Annotated in this window: 17 protein-coding genes and 1 tRNA gene; 9 read left to right on the top strand and 9 right to left on the bottom strand. The window is 69.6% G+C overall.

Features of this window, described 5'->3' with window-relative positions; all coding sequences use genetic code 11:
- Nucleotides 1-5: 5 nt before the first annotated feature.
- On the bottom strand, nt 6-857 hold the full coding sequence (locus tag LQF12_RS05505; RefSeq protein WP_231054976.1) for an ABC transporter permease: 852 nt from the start codon (nt 855-857) through the stop codon (nt 6-8).
- Entirely contained in the window at nt 857-1,870 is a 1,014-nt protein-coding gene (locus LQF12_RS05510; RefSeq protein WP_231054977.1) for an ATP-binding cassette domain-containing protein, read from the bottom strand. Before LQF12_RS05510 ends, LQF12_RS05505 begins: the two co-directional genes overlap by 1 nt.
- Nucleotides 1,871-2,102: 232 nt before the next feature.
- On the opposite strand from LQF12_RS05510, the gene LQF12_RS05515 reads away from it, so the two are divergent.
- Both LQF12_RS05515 and LQF12_RS05520 read left to right on the top strand, forming a co-directional pair.
- Complete coding sequence (locus LQF12_RS05515; protein ID WP_231054978.1) at nt 2,103-2,744, top strand: endonuclease; 642 nt, start codon at nt 2,103-2,105, stop codon at nt 2,742-2,744.
- Nucleotide 2,745: 1 nt separating this feature from the next.
- Nucleotides 2,746-3,117: a TraR/DksA family transcriptional regulator gene (locus LQF12_RS05520; RefSeq protein WP_231054979.1), complete on the top strand. Its 372-nt coding sequence runs from the start codon at nt 2,746-2,748 to the stop codon at nt 3,115-3,117.
- Nucleotides 3,118-3,189: 72 nt separating this feature from the next.
- On the opposite strand, the gene LQF12_RS05525 is transcribed toward LQF12_RS05520, so the two are convergent.
- Nucleotides 3,190-3,262, bottom strand: a tRNA-Arg gene (locus tag LQF12_RS05525).
- A 114-nt stretch (nt 3,263-3,376) separates the two neighbouring features.
- On the opposite strand from LQF12_RS05525, the gene LQF12_RS05530 reads away from it, so the two are divergent.
- From LQF12_RS05530 to LQF12_RS05550, 5 genes are all read left to right on the top strand, one after another.
- A complete protein-coding gene (locus LQF12_RS05530) occupies nt 3,377-5,026 on the top strand; it encodes a GTPase domain-containing protein (RefSeq protein ID WP_231054980.1) in 1,650 nt (549 codons plus the stop codon).
- Entirely contained in the window at nt 5,023-6,498 is a 1,476-nt protein-coding gene (locus tag LQF12_RS05535; protein WP_231054981.1) for a GTPase, read from the top strand. The genes LQF12_RS05530 and LQF12_RS05535 overlap by 4 nt, the downstream gene beginning before the upstream one ends.
- Before the next feature lie 156 nt (nt 6,499-6,654).
- On the top strand, nt 6,655-7,176 hold the full coding sequence (locus LQF12_RS05540; RefSeq protein WP_231054982.1) for a single-stranded DNA-binding protein: 522 nt from the start codon (nt 6,655-6,657) through the stop codon (nt 7,174-7,176).
- 88 nt (nt 7,177-7,264) lie between these two features.
- Nucleotides 7,265-8,947, top strand: a complete 1,683-nt coding sequence (gene ettA / locus LQF12_RS05545; RefSeq protein WP_231054983.1) for an energy-dependent translational throttle protein EttA — start codon at nt 7,265-7,267, stop codon at nt 8,945-8,947.
- A 1-nt stretch (nt 8,948) separates the two neighbouring features.
- Complete coding sequence (locus tag LQF12_RS05550; RefSeq protein WP_231054984.1) at nt 8,949-9,401, top strand: acyl-CoA thioesterase; 453 nt, start codon at nt 8,949-8,951, stop codon at nt 9,399-9,401.
- Between the two features lie 73 nt (nt 9,402-9,474).
- On the opposite strand, the gene thpD is transcribed toward LQF12_RS05550, so the two are convergent.
- From thpD to ectA, 4 genes are all read right to left on the bottom strand, one after another.
- A complete protein-coding gene (thpD, locus tag LQF12_RS05555; RefSeq protein ID WP_231054985.1) occupies nt 9,475-10,374 on the bottom strand; it encodes an ectoine hydroxylase in 900 nt (299 codons plus the stop codon).
- Nucleotides 10,375-10,522: 148 nt separating this feature from the next.
- Nucleotides 10,523-10,915, bottom strand: coding sequence for an ectoine synthase (locus LQF12_RS05560; protein ID WP_231054986.1), 393 nt, complete (start codon nt 10,913-10,915; stop codon nt 10,523-10,525).
- Nucleotides 10,916-10,976: 61 nt separating this feature from the next.
- On the bottom strand, nt 10,977-12,239 hold the full coding sequence (gene ectB / locus LQF12_RS05565) for a diaminobutyrate--2-oxoglutarate transaminase (protein ID WP_435531235.1): 1,263 nt from the start codon (nt 12,237-12,239) through the stop codon (nt 10,977-10,979).
- Between the two features lie 94 nt (nt 12,240-12,333).
- The gene (gene ectA, locus LQF12_RS05570; RefSeq protein WP_231054988.1) at nt 12,334-12,855 is read right to left on the bottom strand and encodes a diaminobutyrate acetyltransferase; all 522 of its coding nucleotides are present in this window, start codon (nt 12,853-12,855) and stop codon (nt 12,334-12,336) included.
- A gap of 267 nt (nt 12,856-13,122) precedes the next feature.
- Between ectA and LQF12_RS05575 the strand changes: the two genes are divergently transcribed.
- On the top strand, nt 13,123-14,541 hold the full coding sequence (locus LQF12_RS05575; RefSeq protein WP_231054989.1) for a glycoside hydrolase family 3 N-terminal domain-containing protein: 1,419 nt from the start codon (nt 13,123-13,125) through the stop codon (nt 14,539-14,541).
- A complete protein-coding gene (gene murQ / locus LQF12_RS05580) occupies nt 14,538-15,488 on the top strand; it encodes an N-acetylmuramic acid 6-phosphate etherase (RefSeq protein WP_231054990.1) in 951 nt (316 codons plus the stop codon). Before LQF12_RS05575 ends, murQ begins: the two co-directional genes overlap by 4 nt.
- Here the strand turns inward: murQ and LQF12_RS05585 are convergent.
- A complete protein-coding gene (locus LQF12_RS05585) occupies nt 15,485-16,360 on the bottom strand; it encodes an acyl-CoA thioesterase (protein ID WP_231054991.1) in 876 nt (291 codons plus the stop codon). The two genes, murQ and LQF12_RS05585, sit on opposite strands and share 4 nt — an antisense overlap.
- A complete protein-coding gene (locus tag LQF12_RS05590) occupies nt 16,360-16,773 on the bottom strand; it encodes a globin (protein ID WP_231055528.1) in 414 nt (137 codons plus the stop codon). The genes LQF12_RS05585 and LQF12_RS05590 overlap by 1 nt, the downstream gene beginning before the upstream one ends.
- Between the last annotated feature and the right edge of the window lie 12 nt (nt 16,774-16,785).

Below are 16,785 nucleotides of genomic sequence, written 5' to 3' on the forward strand. Positions count from 1 at the left end.
AGGGGTCAGGACTTCCGGTTGTAGATCACCATCGAGATCGGACCGAAGACGGCCACCAGCACTGCGCAGTAGATCAGGACGGTCATCATCGAGCCGACGTCGTAGACCCCCGACATGAGCTCACGGACCGAGGTCACCACCACCGAGACCGGGTTGACGTCGACGACGCCCTCCAGCCAACTGGGCATGGTGCTCGGGTCCACGAAGATGTTCGAGGCGAACGTCAGCGGCATCAGGATGAACATCGAGATGCCCATCGCGGCCTGCTCGCTGCGTACCGAGAGCGAGACCACGGTCCAGATCCAGGAGACGCTGAAGGAGAAGACCAGCAGCATCACGAATGCTGCGATCACTCCCATCAATCCGCCGTCGGGCCGGAAACCCATGACGAAGCCGACGAGCAGGATGATCACGCCCGCCAGGGTGTAGCGGACCTGATCGCCCAGCAGCGCACCGACGAGCTGCGCGGGCCGCCAGGTGGGCAGCGAGCGGAAGCGGTCGAAGATGCCCTTCGAGATGTCCTTGTTCAGGGTCAGGCCCGTGTACATCGTGATCATGATGAGCGTCTGCACGAAGATCCCCGGGATCAGCCACTGCACGTACTGGTCCACCGAGCCGGCGAGAGCCCCGCCGAAGATGAAAGTGAACATCACCGTCATCATGATCGGGAAGACGGTGACGTCGAAGAGCTGCTCGGGTACGTGCTTGATCTTGAGCAGAGCCCGCCAGCCGTAGGTCAGGCACGCGCTCAGCGGGCCCGATCGCGGCGGCCGGTCCTGGGGCGCGACGAGGATCTGCCGGATGCGTTCGGGCTCGGCCTCGCGTGAGGGTGCCTGGGGCTGGGTCGTGGTGGCCATCACGCGCTCACTCTCCGGCCGTCGTCGGCCATGTCGTCGGTCTGGGGGTCGGAGCCCGGGTCAGAGTCGGCCGGCTCGCCGGTCAGCGCCAGGAACACCTCGTCCAGGCTCGGATGGCCCAGGGCGAAGGTCTCGATCTCGATGTCGGAGGCCTCGAGGGCACGCAGCGCGTCCGCCGCGTGCGCTCCGGCCTCGAGCCGCAGCAGCAGCGCCGCTGGATCGGACTCGCGGGTGACCTCCGCCTCGATGCTGCGGGTCAGGATCTCGGCGGCTCGCTCGCGCTGCGCAGGGTCGACCACGCGTACCTTCAGGGCGCCGGACCCGACCTGTGCCTTGAGCTGACCCGGAGTGCCCTCCGCGATCACACGCCCGTGATCGATCACTGCCAGTCGGTCGGCGAGTTGATCGGCCTCCTCCAGGTACTGGGTGGTCAGCAGCACGGTGGTTCCGGCCCCGACCAGGGTCCGGATGATGTCCCAGACCTGGTTGCGGCTACGGGGGTCGATACCGGTCGTCGGCTCGTCGAGGAAGATCAGCTCGGGTGTGACGATCAGCGAGCCGGCGATGTCGAGGCGGCGGCGCATACCTCCGGAGTACTTCTTGACCTGGCGGCCGGCGGCGTCGGCCAGGCCGAACGCCTCCAGGAGTGCCGTGCCGCGGGTCCGGGCGGCGCGAGAGGAGAACCCGAGGAGCCTCCCGAGCAGCACCAGGTTCTCGATGCCGGTGAGGTCCTCGTCCAACGAGGCGAATTGGCCGGTGAGGGCGATCTTCTCGCGGATCGTGGCGCCCTCGGTGAAGACGTCGTGGCCGAGGACCTGCGCTTGCCCGGCATCGGGCCGCAGCAGCGTGGCCAGCATCCGGATCGCGGTGGTCTTCCCGGCGCCGTTCGGGCCGAGCACGCCGTACACCCCGCCTCGGGGGATGTCGAGATCCACGCCGTCGACGGCGACGTTGTCGCCGAACTTCTTCACCAGTCCGCGGGTGCGGATGGCGGGGCCCTCCGATGCGCTCACGCTGGATCCTCTCTTCTCGTTCGCCGCGGGCAGCACACACCGCTCGCTGCCGTTCGCAGCAGTTCCATGGTCCTCCTGCGGCCGTGGCCCGTCCAGAACTTTCCCGGCCGCCGACCGACGCCGCCGACAGTAGACCAGGGCTGTGACATCGGGTCGGCGGGCCCCGGCGCCCGTCCGCTCGCGTTGCCGGCCGGCTCGTGCGCTCCTAGCGTGAGGTGCGAGAGGAGCGCTCATGACACAACGTCGCACCGCCGAAGTACTTCTGCAGCGACACGGCCAGACCTATGCCGCCCAGGCCCACATCACGCTGAAGGACACACCCTCACCGCTGTACCGGCTCCTGGTACTGAGCCTGCTGCTCTCAGCCCCCATCAGCGGTGATATCGCCGTTCGCGCGGCGCAGGCGCTCTCCCGGGCCGGGTACCGGACTCCGCAACGCATGGTCGAGGCGACGTGGCAGCAGCGGGTGGATGCGCTCGGCGAGGGCGGATACCGCCGCTACGACGAGAGCACCGCCACCACCCTCGGAAAGGGTGCGCACCTGTTGCTGGACCGTCACCGTGGAGACCTGCGCCGGCTCCGGGACGAGGCGAAGGACGCTGCGCAGATTCACGAGGCGCTCCAGCAGTTCCCGGGCATCGGCTCCGTCGGAGCGACGATCTTCTGCCGCGAGGCGCAGGGCGTGTGGCCCGCTCTCGCACCGTTCGTGGACGAGAAGGTGCTCGACGGCGCCGCCAAGGTCGGACTCCCGGATGAGGCGGAGCGACTGGTCCGGCTCGTCTCCTCGGAGGCACTGCCGCAACTGGCTGCGGCCTGCGTACGGGCCTCGCTGAGCGACGACGTGGTCGAGGACGTGCGGCGACACGCCGACTGACATGGTGCCCGGAGGCGAGGACCTGGCGCGCGAAGGCAGCGGCGCCGAGATCGCGGAGCTGCTGGCGGCAGAAGCCGAGCGCACGCGGGTGGTCATCTCCTCGCTGCAGCGAAACCTCGGAGTGATCATCGACGGGGCGCGGTCCACGGCGACCGACGACGAGCACGATCCGGAGGGGTCGACGATCGCGTTCGAGCGCTCGCAGGCCAGCGCGTTGCTCGCCTCCGCGACCGCGCGTCTGGCTGAGATCGAGGAAGCCCAGCAGCGGATTCGCGAGGGCGGGTACGGCATCTGTGAGCGGTGCGGGTCGGCGATTCCTGCAGGGCGCCTGCGCGCTCGCCCCACGGCGCGCACCTGCGTCGCCTGCGCCTAGAGCCGCTCGCCCCTCCGGCAGGGCCGTCGCTGCGCTCCTCCTCGTCCGTACCGGGTGCATTCGCTTCGCTCGTGCCCCCGGCAGGACTCGAACCTGCAACCTACGGATTAGAAGGCCGTTGCTCTATCCATTGAGCTACGGGGGCGTCCGCCTAGGATATCGAGAGACGGGGTCGCTGGAGCGCCAGGAGGAGCGGACCCCGGCGCGCCAGGACTGGCGTGAGTTGGCCCACGACTTCGTAAGGCGGCAGGCTAGGCACGTGAGCAAGACTCCCGCAACCTCGTCGCCCGAGCCGGGCTCTGCACCCGATGACACCTTCGAGGACCTCGCCGGCCGCGTGCCGATGGTGGAGGTGATCGAACACCTGCTCGCCAACGTCGAGTCGGCGTCGTTGCCGCTTGAGGTCCCGGGCATCGAGGAGCACCGTGCTCGCCGGGACCGACTGGTCAGCCAGGTCCGCCACCATCTGCTCCCGAGGCTGAAGCAGGTCGCGGCACCGGTGATCGTCGTGGTGGGCGGCTCCACGGGGGCGGGGAAGTCGACGATCGTCAACTCCGTCGTCGGCGAGGAGATCAGTGAGGCCGGCGTGCTCAGGCCCACCACCCGGCAGCCGGTGCTCGTGGTGCACCCCAAGGATGCCGACCTCATGGACGAGCACCCGGTCACCGAGGTCGCCACCGTCTCCACCACCGAACAGCTACCGCGCGGTATGGCCCTGCTGGATGCGCCCGATCTCGATTCCGTGCACGCCGGCAACCGCGGCCTGGCCGATCAGCTCGTCGAGCTCGCCGATCTCTGGGTCTTCGTGACCACCGGCTCCCGGTACGGGGATGCCGTGCCATGGACACGCCTGCGCGCAGCCTCCGATCGGGGGGTCTCGCTGGCCGTCATTCTCAACCGCGTCGACCCCGATGCTCTCGCCACGGTGCGCCGGGACCTGTTCGACCGGTTGGAGGGGCAGGGCTTCGGCTCCGTGCCGTTCTTCGTGGTGGCCGATGTCGGCCCGCACGAGGGAGTCCTTCCCGACGATCGCATCCGTGAGTTCACCCAGTGGCTGACCGTGCTCGGCGCTCGCAGCCAGTCCCGCAGCGTCATCGCCCGCACGGTCCGCGGGGCGTGGCCGGCGCTGCGCCAGGACGTGCAGCAGGTCGCCCTCGCGCTGGAGGAGCAGTGGCGCACCCAGGTCAGCCTGCGCAACCAGCTCACCGCCGCTGCGGTCGCCCCGGCGGACCAGGTCCGTGCGGACCTGAGCGCCGGAGCGGCGGCCACCGGCGCACCCACGACGGCCTGGCTCGCCGGAGCGAGCACCGGTGGCCCGCTCGCCCCGGTCGTGTCCGCACCGGCGAACCTGTTCGAGTCCTGGCGCTTCCGGCGTTCGGCAGCCGCACGTGGCGAGGCGATCCGCTCGCTGCGGGAGGTGACCGTGCAGGCTGCCCGCACGTTGATCGAGGAGGCCGCCGAGCGGGCCGAGCGGGCGATCCGGACGACCGGTCAGCAGTCCGACGCCGGCCGACACCTCGTGGAGTCGGTCCCGGCACAGGAGTGCCGGACGGCGCGGGACGAGCGCCTGACCGTGCTCTTCGCCGAGTGGGACGATGTGGTCGCCGAGTTGTGCGAGACGCTCGCCTTCTCCGGTGACGACGCCGGTCTCGATCGCAGCGGCAAGATCGCCCTGGTCGAGGCGGCTGCCGCCGGGCTGGACGGCGCCGCCCGTGCCGTCACCCGGCTGCTCGGCGACCGAGGCGATGCCGTGGTGGCCCGCCTCGCCGAGGACCTCGGGTCGTGGTCGCACATGGCGGTCACCGCCGAGTCGGAACCGTTCATCGCTACCCTCGACGCGAGGGGAGTGGACGAGGAGTCCGCCCGCAGCCTGCGCCTGCGAGCCTCCGAACTGAAGGGGTACATGTGAGTGACGAGGTCGAGACCGCTCGCCCGGTCGACGGCGTCGGTACCGAGATCGGGCGTCGCGTCGAGGAGATCGCGGCCGCGCTCGACGCGGCTGGTTCGCTGATCCCTGCCGAGGACGCAGCCCGCGCGCGCACCGATCTGCGGCGGGTCGCTCGCCGGCTCGAGCTCGGTGTCGACTACACCGTGGTCGCGCTGGTCGGCGGTACCGGTTCGGGGAAGTCGAGCCTGTTCAACGCCGTCTCCCACCTCGAGTTCGCCGATGTGGGTGTCATCCGGCCGACGACGGCGCGGGCAGCCGCCTGCGTGTGGGGCAGCAAGGCCTCCGCGCTCCTGGACTTCCTGCACGTGGCACCGGACCGGCGCATCCAGCGCGAGTCAGCACTGGACGGTGACTCCGAGGACGACCTTGCGGGCCTGGTGCTGCTGGACCTACCCGATCACGACTCGGTCGAGTCCGGTCACGCCCAGCAGGTGCAGCGGCTGCTCCCCCTCATCGACCTGCTGGTGTGGGTGGTCGACCCGCAGAAGTACGCGGACAATGTGCTGCACGAGGAGTATCTGCGAGCGCTCACCGACCGGCACGAAGCGATGATCGTGGTGATCAACCAGATCGACAGGTTGCCGGACGCGGCACGTGAGCGGGTCCGGGCCGATGTGCACCGACTGCTCGTGGACGACGGCCTGGCCGACGTGCGCATCGAGATGGTCTCCGCGCGCGAGGGCACCGGGATCGAGCGCGTGCGTACCCTGCTGGCCGGGGTGATCAGCGGAGAGTCCGTCGCGGCGAGGACCGCGCGGGACGAGACTGCAGCGATCAGCCGCCGCCTCGCGGTGCACATCGGCTCACAGGACCCGGAGCCGATGTCCGCGCAGGAGACCGCGGAGCAACTCGCGATCGCGTCGGGTGTGCCCTCGGTGGCGGAGTCCGTGCGTACCGCCGTCAGTTCCGCCCGGCCGGTGGCGCTGGCACCAGTCCAGGAACCGGCGAGCAGCCGCATCCAGGCGATCCGGGACCGGTGGATCTCCCGCGCCACCATGGGGCTGCCCGAACCGTGGACGGCGGAGGTGCTCGCCGATGTCACCACTGCCGACGAGTTCGGTCGGCGCGTATGGCAGGCGTTGTCGAACTCCGCGCTGCCCTCGCCGCGCGATCGGGCGGCGGCGACACTGAGGCTGCTCGGCCTGGTCATCGGTGGGATGGCGATCGCGCTGGTGATCGCCGCCGGCGCCGTGGCCTCGGCCTCCGGGGTCGTCGCGGCATCGATGGCCGGCGCGGCCCTCGCCCAGGTCTTCGTGTGTATCGCGTTCCTCGTCGTCGCGCGCCGGAAGCGCCGCACCACCGGTCACCAGCGGGCCGAGGACTACCTGCGACGCACCACCGGCGCACTCCGCGCCGTGGTGGAGTCCGACCTGGTCGCACCGACCACCGCGCCGCTGCAGCGGCACGCCGTCGTGCGCCGGGGACTTCTCTGACGGGCACCCGCAGGGTCAGCGCTCCTGAGAGCTCACCGGCGCGTCCGATGTCGTTGTGTCCACAACCCGTACCGGCGCAGGAACGCTCCGTCGTACCGTCCCGCCACCCTGGGATCTCAGTACCGGAGAGCCCGGTGCGGGAGGTCAGGAGAGACCATGGTCAACGAGGTGGACGTCACGATCCGCGGCTACATCGGCCACGACCCCACCCTGGTGCAGAGTGAGGGAAAGGTGCCGTACCTGCGCCTGAACGTCGGGAGCACCCAGCGAATCCGTGATCGCGAAGGACAGTGGTCGGACGGCACCACACAATGGTTCGCCGTCAAGTTCTTCGGCGAGTTCGCCGCCAATGTCGCGAACAGCGTGCGCAAGGGCGATGCGGTCCTCGCCCGGGGCCGGCTCGAGCACGAGGAGTACCGCACGAGCCAGGGTGAGGACCGGTGGAGCGCCACCGTCATCGCGAACGCCTTCGGGCCCGATCTGCGTCACGCGGAGGCGAGCGTGCGCCGCAGCAGCTGGGCGAAGGAGCAGGCGGACAAGGCCGCGGCCGCCGCGCCCGCACCCGACGTCTCCGGCATGCAGGAGGTGCCCGAGGGCTGGGGGAGCGAGACCGAGAGCAGCGAGGCGGATGCGGGGGAGGGCAGCAACGCGTCGCTGGTGGAGCAGGTCAGCGCCTGAGGCAGGTGGCTCGGCCACACGTACACCACACGCCGTTCAGGGCCGTAGGCTGGGTGGTGCGATCCACCCGAACTGATCTGGGAGAACTGTGGCCGAGTACATCTACTCGATGGTGAAGGCGCGCAAGGCGCACGGTGACAAGGTCATCCTCGACGACGTATCGATGTCCTTCCTGCCGGGCGCGAAGATCGGCATGGTCGGGCCCAACGGTGCCGGGAAGTCGACGATCCTGAAGATCATGGCCGGCCTGGACACGCCCTCGAACGGTGAGGCGCGGCTCGCTCCGGGCTTCTCCGTCGGCATCCTGCTGCAGGAGCCGCCGCTGAACGAGGACAAGACCGTCCTGGGCAATGTCGAGGAAGGCATGGGCGCGATCAAGGCGAAGCTGGACCGCTTCAACGAGATCGGCAACCTGATGGCCGAGCCGGACGCCGACTTCGACGCGCTGATGGCCGAGATGGGAAGCCTGCAGGCAGAGATCGACGCGGCGGACGCCTGGGACCTGGACTCCCAGCTTGAGCAGGCGATGGACGCGTTGCAGCTGCCTCCGGCCGAGGAGGCCGTCACCCACCTCTCCGGAGGGGAGCGCCGCCGGGTCGCGCTGGCCAAGTTGCTGCTGGAGCAGCCGGACCTGCTGCTGCTGGACGAACCGACCAACCACCTCGATGCCGAGTCCGTGCAATGGCTCGAGCAGCACCTCGCGAAGTACCCCGGCGCCGTCATCGCGGTGACCCACGACCGGTACTTCCTCGACCACGTCGCCGGCTGGATCGCCGAGGTCGACCGCGGCCGCCTCTACCCCTACGAGGGCAACTACTCCACCTACCTGGAGAAGAAGGCGGCGCGCCTGGACATCCAGGGCAAGAAGGACGCGAAGCTCGCCAAACGCCTCAAGGACGAGCTCGACTGGGTGCGGTCCTCGGCCAAGGGCCGCCAGGCGAAGTCGAAGGCGCGTCTCTCCCGGTACGAGGAGATGGCGGCGGAGGCCGAGCGCACCCGCAAGCTCGATTTCGAGGAGATCCAGATCCCGCCCGGTCCCCGGCTGGGATCGGTGGTGATCGAGGCCTCCGACCTGGAGAAGGGCTTCGGTGAGCGTCAGCTCATCGACGGGCTCTCCTTCACCCTGCCGCGCAACGGGATCGTCGGCGTCATCGGCCCGAACGGAGTCGGCAAGACGACCCTCTTCAAGACGATCGTCGGGCTCGAACCGCTCGACGACGGTGACCTGAAGATCGGAGACTCGGTCGACATCTCCTACGTCGACCAGAGCCGCGGCGGTATCGACCCGAACAAGTCACTGTGGGAGGTGGTCTCCGACGGGCTGGACTTCATCCAGGTCGGCAACGTGGAGATCCCCTCGCGCGCCTATGTCTCGCAGTTCGGCTTCAAGGGGCCCGACCAGCAGAAGCCCGCCGGCATTCTCTCCGGTGGAGAGCGCAACCGCCTCAACCTCGCCCTCACCCTTAAGCAGGGCGGCAACCTGCTGCTGCTGGACGAACCGACCAACGACCTCGACGTCGAAACCCTGGGAAGCCTGGAGAACGCGCTGCTGAACTTCCCGGGCTCGGCCGTGGTGATCTCCCACGACCGCTGGTTCCTCGACCGGGTCGCGACGCACATCCTCGCCTACGAGGGCACCGAGGACAATCCCGCCAACTGGTACTGGTTCGAAGGCAACTACGCCGACTACGAGGCCAACAAGGTCGAACGGCTCGGTCCCGAGGCGGCCCGCCCGCACCGGGTGACCTACCGCAAGCTGACCCGGGACTGACGTGGCGCGGGTGAGGGTGCCGGTGCCGGTGCGCTGGTCCGATCTGGACGCCTACGGTCACGTCAACAACGCGGCGATGCTGACTCTGCTGGAGGAGGCGCGCATCGCGACCTTCTGGGCGAAGGGGGAAACCGCGAGCGGCACGAACGTCCTCGCCGGCGGCCCGGATGCCAGCAGCTACACGCTGGTGGCGCGGCAGGAGATCGAGTACCTCGCCCCGCTGGGGCACTCGCACGAACCGGCCGTCGTCGAGCTGTGGATCGGGCGGGTCGGGGGAGCAAGCCTGGACGTCTGCTATGAACTGCTCTCGCCCACCGGTCAGCTCGCAGCCCGGGCGGCGACATCCATCGTCATGGTCGATGCCGACAGCGGGCGGCCCCGTCGCCTCGATGACGACGAGCGCCGGGCGCTGGCCGAGCTCGAGGGAGACCCGATCGAGTTCCGGCGGCGCTGATCCGCCGGTGAGGAAATGCCGAACGGGCGGCCCGATGGTGACCATCGGACCGCCCTTCGCACGTGTGCCCGGCTCAGCGCAGCGGGCTGAAGTCCCGGCTGGCGATGTACTCCGGCCGCGGTGCGGGTGCGGCGTAGGGATCACCGAGGGTGTTCTCCACGGAGTTGAACACCATGAACACGTTGGAGCGCGGGAACGGGGTGATGTTGTTGCCCGAGCCGTGCATGATGTTGGAGTCGAACCAGAGCGCCGAACCGGCCGGCCCGGTGAACTGGTCGATCCCGTACCGGTGAGCCATCTGGGTGACGGCTTCCTCGCTGGGCACGCCGACCTTCTGCTCCTTCAACGAGGAGGCGTGGTTGTCGGCCGGGGTCTCGCCCACGCCCGGAGCATAGGTGAGGTGCGACCCCGGCATCACCATCAGCCCGCCGTTGTACGGGTAGTTCGGCGTCAGCGCGATCGAGCAGCTCACCGCACGCGGCAGTGGCATCCCGTCCTCGGCGTGCCAGGTCTCGAAGTCGGAGTGCCAGTAGAAGCCGCTCCCCTTGAAACCGGGCATGTAGTTCACCCGTGTCTGGTGGAGATAGACCTCGGAGCCGAGCAACTGACGCGCCCGGTCCAGCACCCGCGGATCACGGCTCAGGGCATCGATCGCCTCGCTGAGCTTGGTCACCTCGAAGACGGTGCGAACCGCCCCGGTCGACTTCTCGGCGACCACCCGCGGGTCGCCCTCGAGCTCGGGGTCGGCGGAGAGCCGGCGCAACTCCGAGGAGTACAGCTCGATCTCCTCACCGGAGATGAACTCCGGGAGAATGCTGAAGCCGCGCTTGGCGTGGGCGTCGAGCTCTTCGGAGCCGAACGGCCCATCCTCGACCGAGCCCCACACCGTGCGGTGCTCCCGGTCGAACGGCGCGCCCGGTTCGTCTCCGGTACGGGTCGGGTACAGATCCTGCTGGATCGTCGTGGTGGTCATGGCCAATTCCCTTCTCCCGGTTCGTCCCGGGTGTCGTGAACTTTCCTGCCCACCGCATCCTGCGCAGCGGGCCCACCGACGTCGAAGGCTGCGTCCCCTCGCCTGCCCCGGCCGGGACGGGCGAGGGGTCGCATCCCCCGCGTGAGGTTCAGGCTTCCTCGGTGACCAGCGGGTAGACCCCGTTCTCGTCGTGGACCTCCCGACCGGTCACCGGAGGATTGAATACACACACCGTACGCATATCCGTGCGGGGAAGCACGCGGTGCTTGTCGTGGTTGTTGAGCAGGTACAGCGAACCCGGCTTGAGATCGTGCACCTCGTCGGTGCCGAGATCGACGATCTGGCCCTCGCCCTCGACCACGAAGACCGCCTCGATGTGGTTGGCGTACCAGAACTCGTTCTCGGTGCCCGCGTAGAGCGTGGTCTCGTGGACCGAGAAGCCGGCTCCCTCCTTGGCGAGCACGATGCGCTTGCTGCGCCAGTTCGGCGTCTTGATGTCGGCGTCGGTGTCGTTGATCTCATCGATGCTACGCACGAGCATGGGGATTCTGCCTTTCGGGGTCAGAGGCCGCCGTCGCGGCCGGACAGGGGGAGGGTGAGGTTCAGGCCGAGAGTACGGCGGCGACCGACTCGGCGATGATGTCCAACCCGCGGGTCAGTTCCTCGTCGGTCAGCGTCAGCGGCGGCAGGAGCTTGACCACCTCGTCCTCCGGACCGGAGGTCTCGACCAGCAGCCCGCGCTCGAAACAGGCCTTCGCGACCGCGCCGGCCTTGTCGGACTCACCGAACTGCAGCCCGCGTGCCAGACCGCGCCCCTTGGCCATCAGGTTCGCCTCGGGGTACTTGGCCACGAGGGAGTTGAACGCGCTCTCGATCACCAGGCCCTTGGCGAGGGTGGACTGGTGGAGGCTGTCGTCGCTCCAGTAGCGCCGGATCGTCTCGGACCCGGTGGCGAACGCCGGCGCGAAGCCGCGGAAGGTGCCGTTGTGCTCGCCCGGCTCGAAGACGTCCAGGTCGGGACGCACCAGGGTCAGCGCGAGGGGCAACCCGTAGCCGCTGATCGACTTCGAGAGGGTGATGATGTCCGGCACGATGCCGGCCTCCTCGAAGCTGAAGAACGGGCCGGTCCGGCCACAACCCATCTGGATGTCATCGACGATGAGCAGCATCCCGTGTTTCTTGCACAGCTCGGACAGGCCCTGCAGCCACTCGACCCGGGCGCTGTTGATCCCACCTTCTCCCTGCAGCGTCTCGACGATGACGGCGGCCGGCTCGTTCAAGCCCGAGCCGGCGTCCTCGAGCAGACGCTCCAGGTAGAGGAAGTCAGGCACCTCGTGCCGTTCGTCGAAGTAGTCGTCGTAGGGCATCGGGGTGGCGTGGACCAGCGGGATGCCGGCACCACCGCGCTTCATCGAGTTCCCGGTCACCGACAGCGCCCCGAGGGTCATCCCGTGGAAGGCGTTGGTGAAGTTCACGACGGCCTCCCGGCCGGTGATCTTGCGAGCCAGCTTCAGGGCGGCCTCGACGGCGTTGGCGCCGCCCGGGCCGGGGAACATCACCCGGTGGTCGAGGCCGCGCGGCTTGAGAATGTGCTCGGAGAAGGTCTGCAGGAACTCGCTGCGAGCGGTGGTGAGCATGTCGAGGGAGTGCACCACGCGGTCGGAGCTGAGGTAGTCCAGCAGCACCTGCTTCATGTGCGGGTTGTTGTGCCCGTAGTTGAGGCTGCCTGCTCCCGCGAAGAAGTCGAGGTAGGCCGTACCGTCCTCGGCGTACATGGTGGCGCCCTGTGCGCGGTCGAACACCACCGGCCAGGAGCGGGAGTAGCTACGGACGTCGGATTCGAGCGCCGTCGTATCGGTCGTCATCAGACTCATGCCATTCTCTCGTGGTCGCGGCTGTGGTCAGCCTTCATCAGTGAACGTGGATGGTCGTATGGCGGTGTGCACTGGCCCGGCGAACTCAGCTGGGCCGTCCCATCCCGGTGATCTGCAGGCGCGGCTCGCTCGGGTGCTCGTCCGGGAAGTGCTCGGCGAGGACGCCGTCGGTCCACGTGAGCGTCCCGCCGCGGGCGCGCGCCACTGCGGCGAAGAGGGCGCGGGAGGCCTCGTTGGACTCCTCAACCGTCGCCTCGAGCACGGTGCCTTCAGGATGCCCGTCCAGCAAGTGGTCCAGCATCCTGCGCGCCAGGCCCCGACCGCGGGCTCGTGAACTCACCGCCACCTGCCAGACAAACACGTGGTCGCCGCGTTCTGGGGGGCTGTAGCCGAGGACGTACCCGACGGGTTCGCCATCGAGCAGTGCGATCCGGCAGGTCGCCGAGAAGTCGGCGGCGAAGACCAGGTACGCGTAGGAGGAGTTGAGATCCAGCCCGCACTCGTGAGCCAGTGTCCACATGGCTGCGCCGTCGGAGACGACCGTGCTGCGGATGTGCAGGTCGTCGGTCGATGTGGAAGAGGTCGCGTCTGCTGATGTAGTCGCCATACGGGTTTCTACGGTAGCCACTGCGCCGACGGAAGGGAACCGGCGCACAGGCCTCCGGCCGTGGCGCCGGGCCCGGAGCGGCTCGCGTCACCGTTGAGGTGCTGCGGAAAGATCGCGAGGCAGGGTGCGACCCCACACACCCGTCCAGATCGGTCCGAATGATGAGACGACTGTAAAGAGGGCGGCGTGATGGCGCCGAAATGAGGGGTTGGTCACATCGTCTCGACGGGCCGATAGGGTGTCGGGCGTGACCCGACGGAGCACCCCATGACCGGCGACCTGCGCCACGATGTCCACTCCGTACTCCTCCCGGGATTTTCCGGCACGGAGGTTCCGGCGTGGGTGCGCGAGGCCGATGGCCTCGCCGGCGTGCTGCTGTTCGGACAGAACACCCCCGATCTGGACACCACGACGGGGCTCACGGCAGCCCTGCGCGATGCGTGTCCGGACCTGCTGATCGCCATCGACGAGGAAGGCGGCAACGTCTCCCGGCTCCAGGCGTCCACAGGATCGGACCTGCCCACGCCCGCTGCCCTCGGCGTCGTCGACGATCCGCAGCTCACCGAGCACTGTGCCCGAGCGATGGGGGAGCTGATCGCTGCCTGCGGCATCGACGTGACCTTCGCCCCCGTGCTCGACGTCGCCAGCCGCGCCGACAACCCGGTGATCGGGGCCCGCTCGTTCGGCCCTGGAACTGCCCTGGTGGCCCGGCACGGGCGGGCCGTGGTCCGCGGGCTGCGCGCAGCCGGCGTGCTCAGCGGCGGCAAGCACTTCCCCGGACACGGCGACACCGATGTCGACTCCCATCTCGCGCTGCCCACGGTCGACGTCACCGACGGTGAGCTCACTGCTAGGGACCTGCCGCCCTTCGTCGAAGCATTCGACGAGGGGATGGATGCCGTGATGGTCGGTCACCTGATCGTGCCCGCCTGGGACCCCGGCGCGCCGGCGTCGCTGTCGCAGGCGGTGATCGCCCGGGTGCGATCCATGGGCTTCACCGGTCCTGTGGTCACGGACGCCCTCGACATGCAAGCGGTCTCGGGTGACGGCGTGGGCCGGGCTGCCGTGCGGGCCCTCGCGGCAGGGGCCGATCTGCTGTGCCTCGGATCGACGGCCGAGGTCCCCGACGACGGCGCCTGGTTCGCCGAGGTGCGCGACCACATCGAGGCGGCGCTCGAGGCCGGTGAGCTCGACCACGAGCGCGTCCGCGAAGCCGCCGGTCGCGTCCGCGCCCTGCCGCGGCGGGCAAGGGCCCACGACCTCGCCGCCGCCGAGCGCGCCCGCACCCGAGCCGGGAAGGTCGGTCTGGAGGCCGCCCGGCGCTCGGTGCGGGTCAGCGGTGATGTCGAACTGCGCCCGGGTGACGCCGTGATCGACCTGGTCACGCGGTGGGACCAGGCGGCCGGTGCGACCTCCGGCCCGGTCCTCGACCAGTTGACCACTGCCCTCGGACTCGTCCCGCTCGCACCGGACGAGGTCGCGCCGGGCAGGCGTCTGGCCATCGTGGCACGCGAGTACGACGAGCACGCCCGGCGGCTGCTGGCCGATCACCCCGAGGCGGTCCTCGTTCACGTCGGAGTGCCTGCGGCCGCTCCCGACCATCCGCACACCGTCCAGATCCACGGCATCGCGCGCGCCGGCGCCCGTGCCGCCGTCGCCGCCTGCGCTCCGGGAGAGAAGCCATGACCAACGATCCGCTCCAGACCCCGCTCCGCGTGCACTCCGCCACGGAGGATCGCAACCCCCACACCGATGACATCGACACCCTCGGGTCGGCCGACCTGGTCCACCTCATCACCTCCGAGGACGCCGCCGTCGTCCCGGCGGTGGCGGCCGTCGGCGAGCAGATCGCCGCGCTCGTGGACCTGGCGGTCGAGGCCCTGACCGCGGGTGGGCGGATCATCTACGTGGGAGCAGGCACCTCCGGGCGGCTGGGCGTGCTGGACGCGGTGGAACTGCTTCCGACCTACCGGGTGGGCTCGGACCAGGTCAGCGCCTTCCTCGCCGGTGGTGCCGAGGCCATGACTGCCCCGGTCGAGGGCGCCGAGGACGATCCGCGCGCCGGCGCCGCGGACGTGGCCGATGTGGAGGCCCGCGACCTGGTGGTGGGTCTGGCGGCCAGCGGCCGCACCCCCTACGTGGCCGGTGCGCTGGAGTATGCCAGGTCACGGGGTGCGGGCACCGGACTGATCGCCTGCACCCCGCGTGCCACCCTCACGCCGCTCGCCGACGTCGCTATTCTGGTCGACACGGGCCCGGAGGTGATCACCGGGAGCACCCGGATGAAGGCGGGCACGGCACAGAAGCTCGTGCTCAACACCTTCTCCACCGCGACGATGGTCCGGCTCGGCAAGACGTTCTCGAACCTGATGATCGACGTGCTCCCCACCAACGAGAAGTTGCACGCGCGGATCGTGCGGATGCTGGTCCAGGCCACCGGCGAGGACGAGCACCGCTGCCGGGAGGTGCTGCGGGAAGCCGGTGAGGTGCGCACGGCACTGGTGAGCCTCCTCGCGCAGGCACCGGTCGCCGTCGCCGCGCGTGCCGTGGCCGAGCACCCGGCCTCGGCCGGACGTGGACACGACCCCTCGGGTATCCGATCGGCCGTTCGGGCCGCGCGCGCGGAGGGCTAGCCGCGCTCCGGTACTCGGAGCATGCCCTCCTGCGCGATCGTCGCGACCAGAGCGCCCGCCCGGTCGAAGACCTTCGCCTCGCCGAGCCCCCGGCCACCTCGGGCCGAGGGTGAGGACTGAACGAAGAGCAGCCACTCTCCGGCGTCGACGTCCCGGTGCCACCACATCGCGTGGTCGAGGCTGGCGACGCTCGCCTCGCGGGACATCCACGACAACCCGTGACGGCGCATGATCGGCTCGAGCATCACCTGGTCACAGGCGTAGGCGAGCATGGCGCGGTGGTGGAGCTGGCCGCCGGGGATGGGTCCGCGTGCCCGCATCCAGAGCTGCTGACGGTCCGTGCGCTCCTCCGCCGGCCCGGTGAACAGGTTGCCGTCGGTATGACGCATGTCGAAAGCGCCGTTGCGGTAGAAGAACTGCGCCACCGGGTGGTCGAGAGAGCCGAACAGCTCCACCGAGCTCGGCAGCGACTCCGGGCCGGGTACCTCGGGCATGGCGTCGGCGTGCTCCAGACCGGGCTGGTTCTCCTGGAAGCTGGCGATCATCGACAGGATCGGCTTCCCGGACTGCACGGCGTGGGTGCGGCGCGCGCTGAAGGAACGACCGTCCCGCAGTCGCTCCACCGCGAAGGTGATCGGCTCGTCCAGGGCGCCCGGCCGCAGGAAGTACCCGTGCACCGAATGCGGCAACCGCTCGGGGGCCATGGTGCGGCCCGCGGCGAGCAGCGCCTGGGCGAGCACCTGGCCGCCGTAGACCCGGCCGTGGAGCTGCGGGAGCGAGGCACCGACGAACGTGTCCTCGTCGGTCTGCTCGAGATCGAGTGCTGCGAGCACGGCCGTCAGTGGCATCGGCTGTTCGACGGGCTCGGTCATCACTCCTCCTCGAAGGTGTTCACCATGGAGTGCGCGGCGCGCTCCAGGTAGTCCCACAGGGTGGCGCGATGGATCGGCGCCAGATCGGCCTCCTCGACCGCCACCCGCATCAGATCGAGCCAGCGGTCGCGGGCGGCGGGGGAGACGCGGAACGGTGCATGGCGCATCCGTAGCCGCGGGTGACCCCGGGTCTGGGAATAGGTGGTCGGCCCGCCCCAGTACTGCTCGAGGAACATCCGCATCCGGTCCTCGGCCGGGCCGAGGTCGGCCTCGGGGTACATGGGGCGCAGCAGGTCGTCCACCGCCACCTGCTCGTAGAAGCGGCGCACGATCCGGCGAAAGGTGTCCTCTCCGCCGATCGCGTCGTAGAACGAGGGCTGTGGTGTGCTGCGCGAGGGACCCGCGGCGGACAGGCCCAGGGTTGG

This window comes from Ruania suaedae, assembly GCF_021049265.1.
Lineage (GTDB): Bacteria > Actinomycetota > Actinomycetes > Actinomycetales > Beutenbergiaceae > Ruania > Ruania suaedae.

Excerpts from the sequence above, each read along its gene's own strand:
- LQF12_RS05505 (WP_231054976.1), bottom strand. The coding sequence starts at position 857 with ATGGCCACCACGACCCAGCCCCAGGCACCCTCACGCGAGGCCGAGCCC.
- LQF12_RS05515 (WP_231054978.1), top strand. The coding sequence starts at position 2,103 with ATGACACAACGTCGCACCGCCGAAGTACTTCTGCAGCGACACGGCCAG.
- LQF12_RS05520 (WP_231054979.1), top strand. The coding sequence starts at position 2,746 with ATGGTGCCCGGAGGCGAGGACCTGGCGCGCGAAGGCAGCGGCGCCGAG.
- LQF12_RS05540 (WP_231054982.1), top strand. The coding sequence starts at position 6,655 with ATGGTCAACGAGGTGGACGTCACGATCCGCGGCTACATCGGCCACGAC.
- thpD (WP_231054985.1), bottom strand. The coding sequence starts at position 10,374 with ATGACCACCACGACGATCCAGCAGGATCTGTACCCGACCCGTACCGGA.
- LQF12_RS05560 (WP_231054986.1), bottom strand. The coding sequence starts at position 10,915 with ATGCTCGTGCGTAGCATCGATGAGATCAACGACACCGACGCCGACATC.
- ectB (WP_435531235.1), bottom strand. The coding sequence starts at position 12,239 with ATGACGACCGATACGACGGCGCTCGAATCCGACGTCCGTAGCTACTCC.
- ectA (WP_231054988.1), bottom strand. The coding sequence starts at position 12,855 with ATGGCGACTACATCAGCAGACGCGACCTCTTCCACATCGACCGACGAC.
- LQF12_RS05575 (WP_231054989.1), top strand. The coding sequence starts at position 13,123 with ATGACCGGCGACCTGCGCCACGATGTCCACTCCGTACTCCTCCCGGGA.
- murQ (WP_231054990.1), top strand. The coding sequence starts at position 14,538 with ATGACCAACGATCCGCTCCAGACCCCGCTCCGCGTGCACTCCGCCACG.
- LQF12_RS05585 (WP_231054991.1), bottom strand. The coding sequence starts at position 16,360 with ATGACCGAGCCCGTCGAACAGCCGATGCCACTGACGGCCGTGCTCGCA.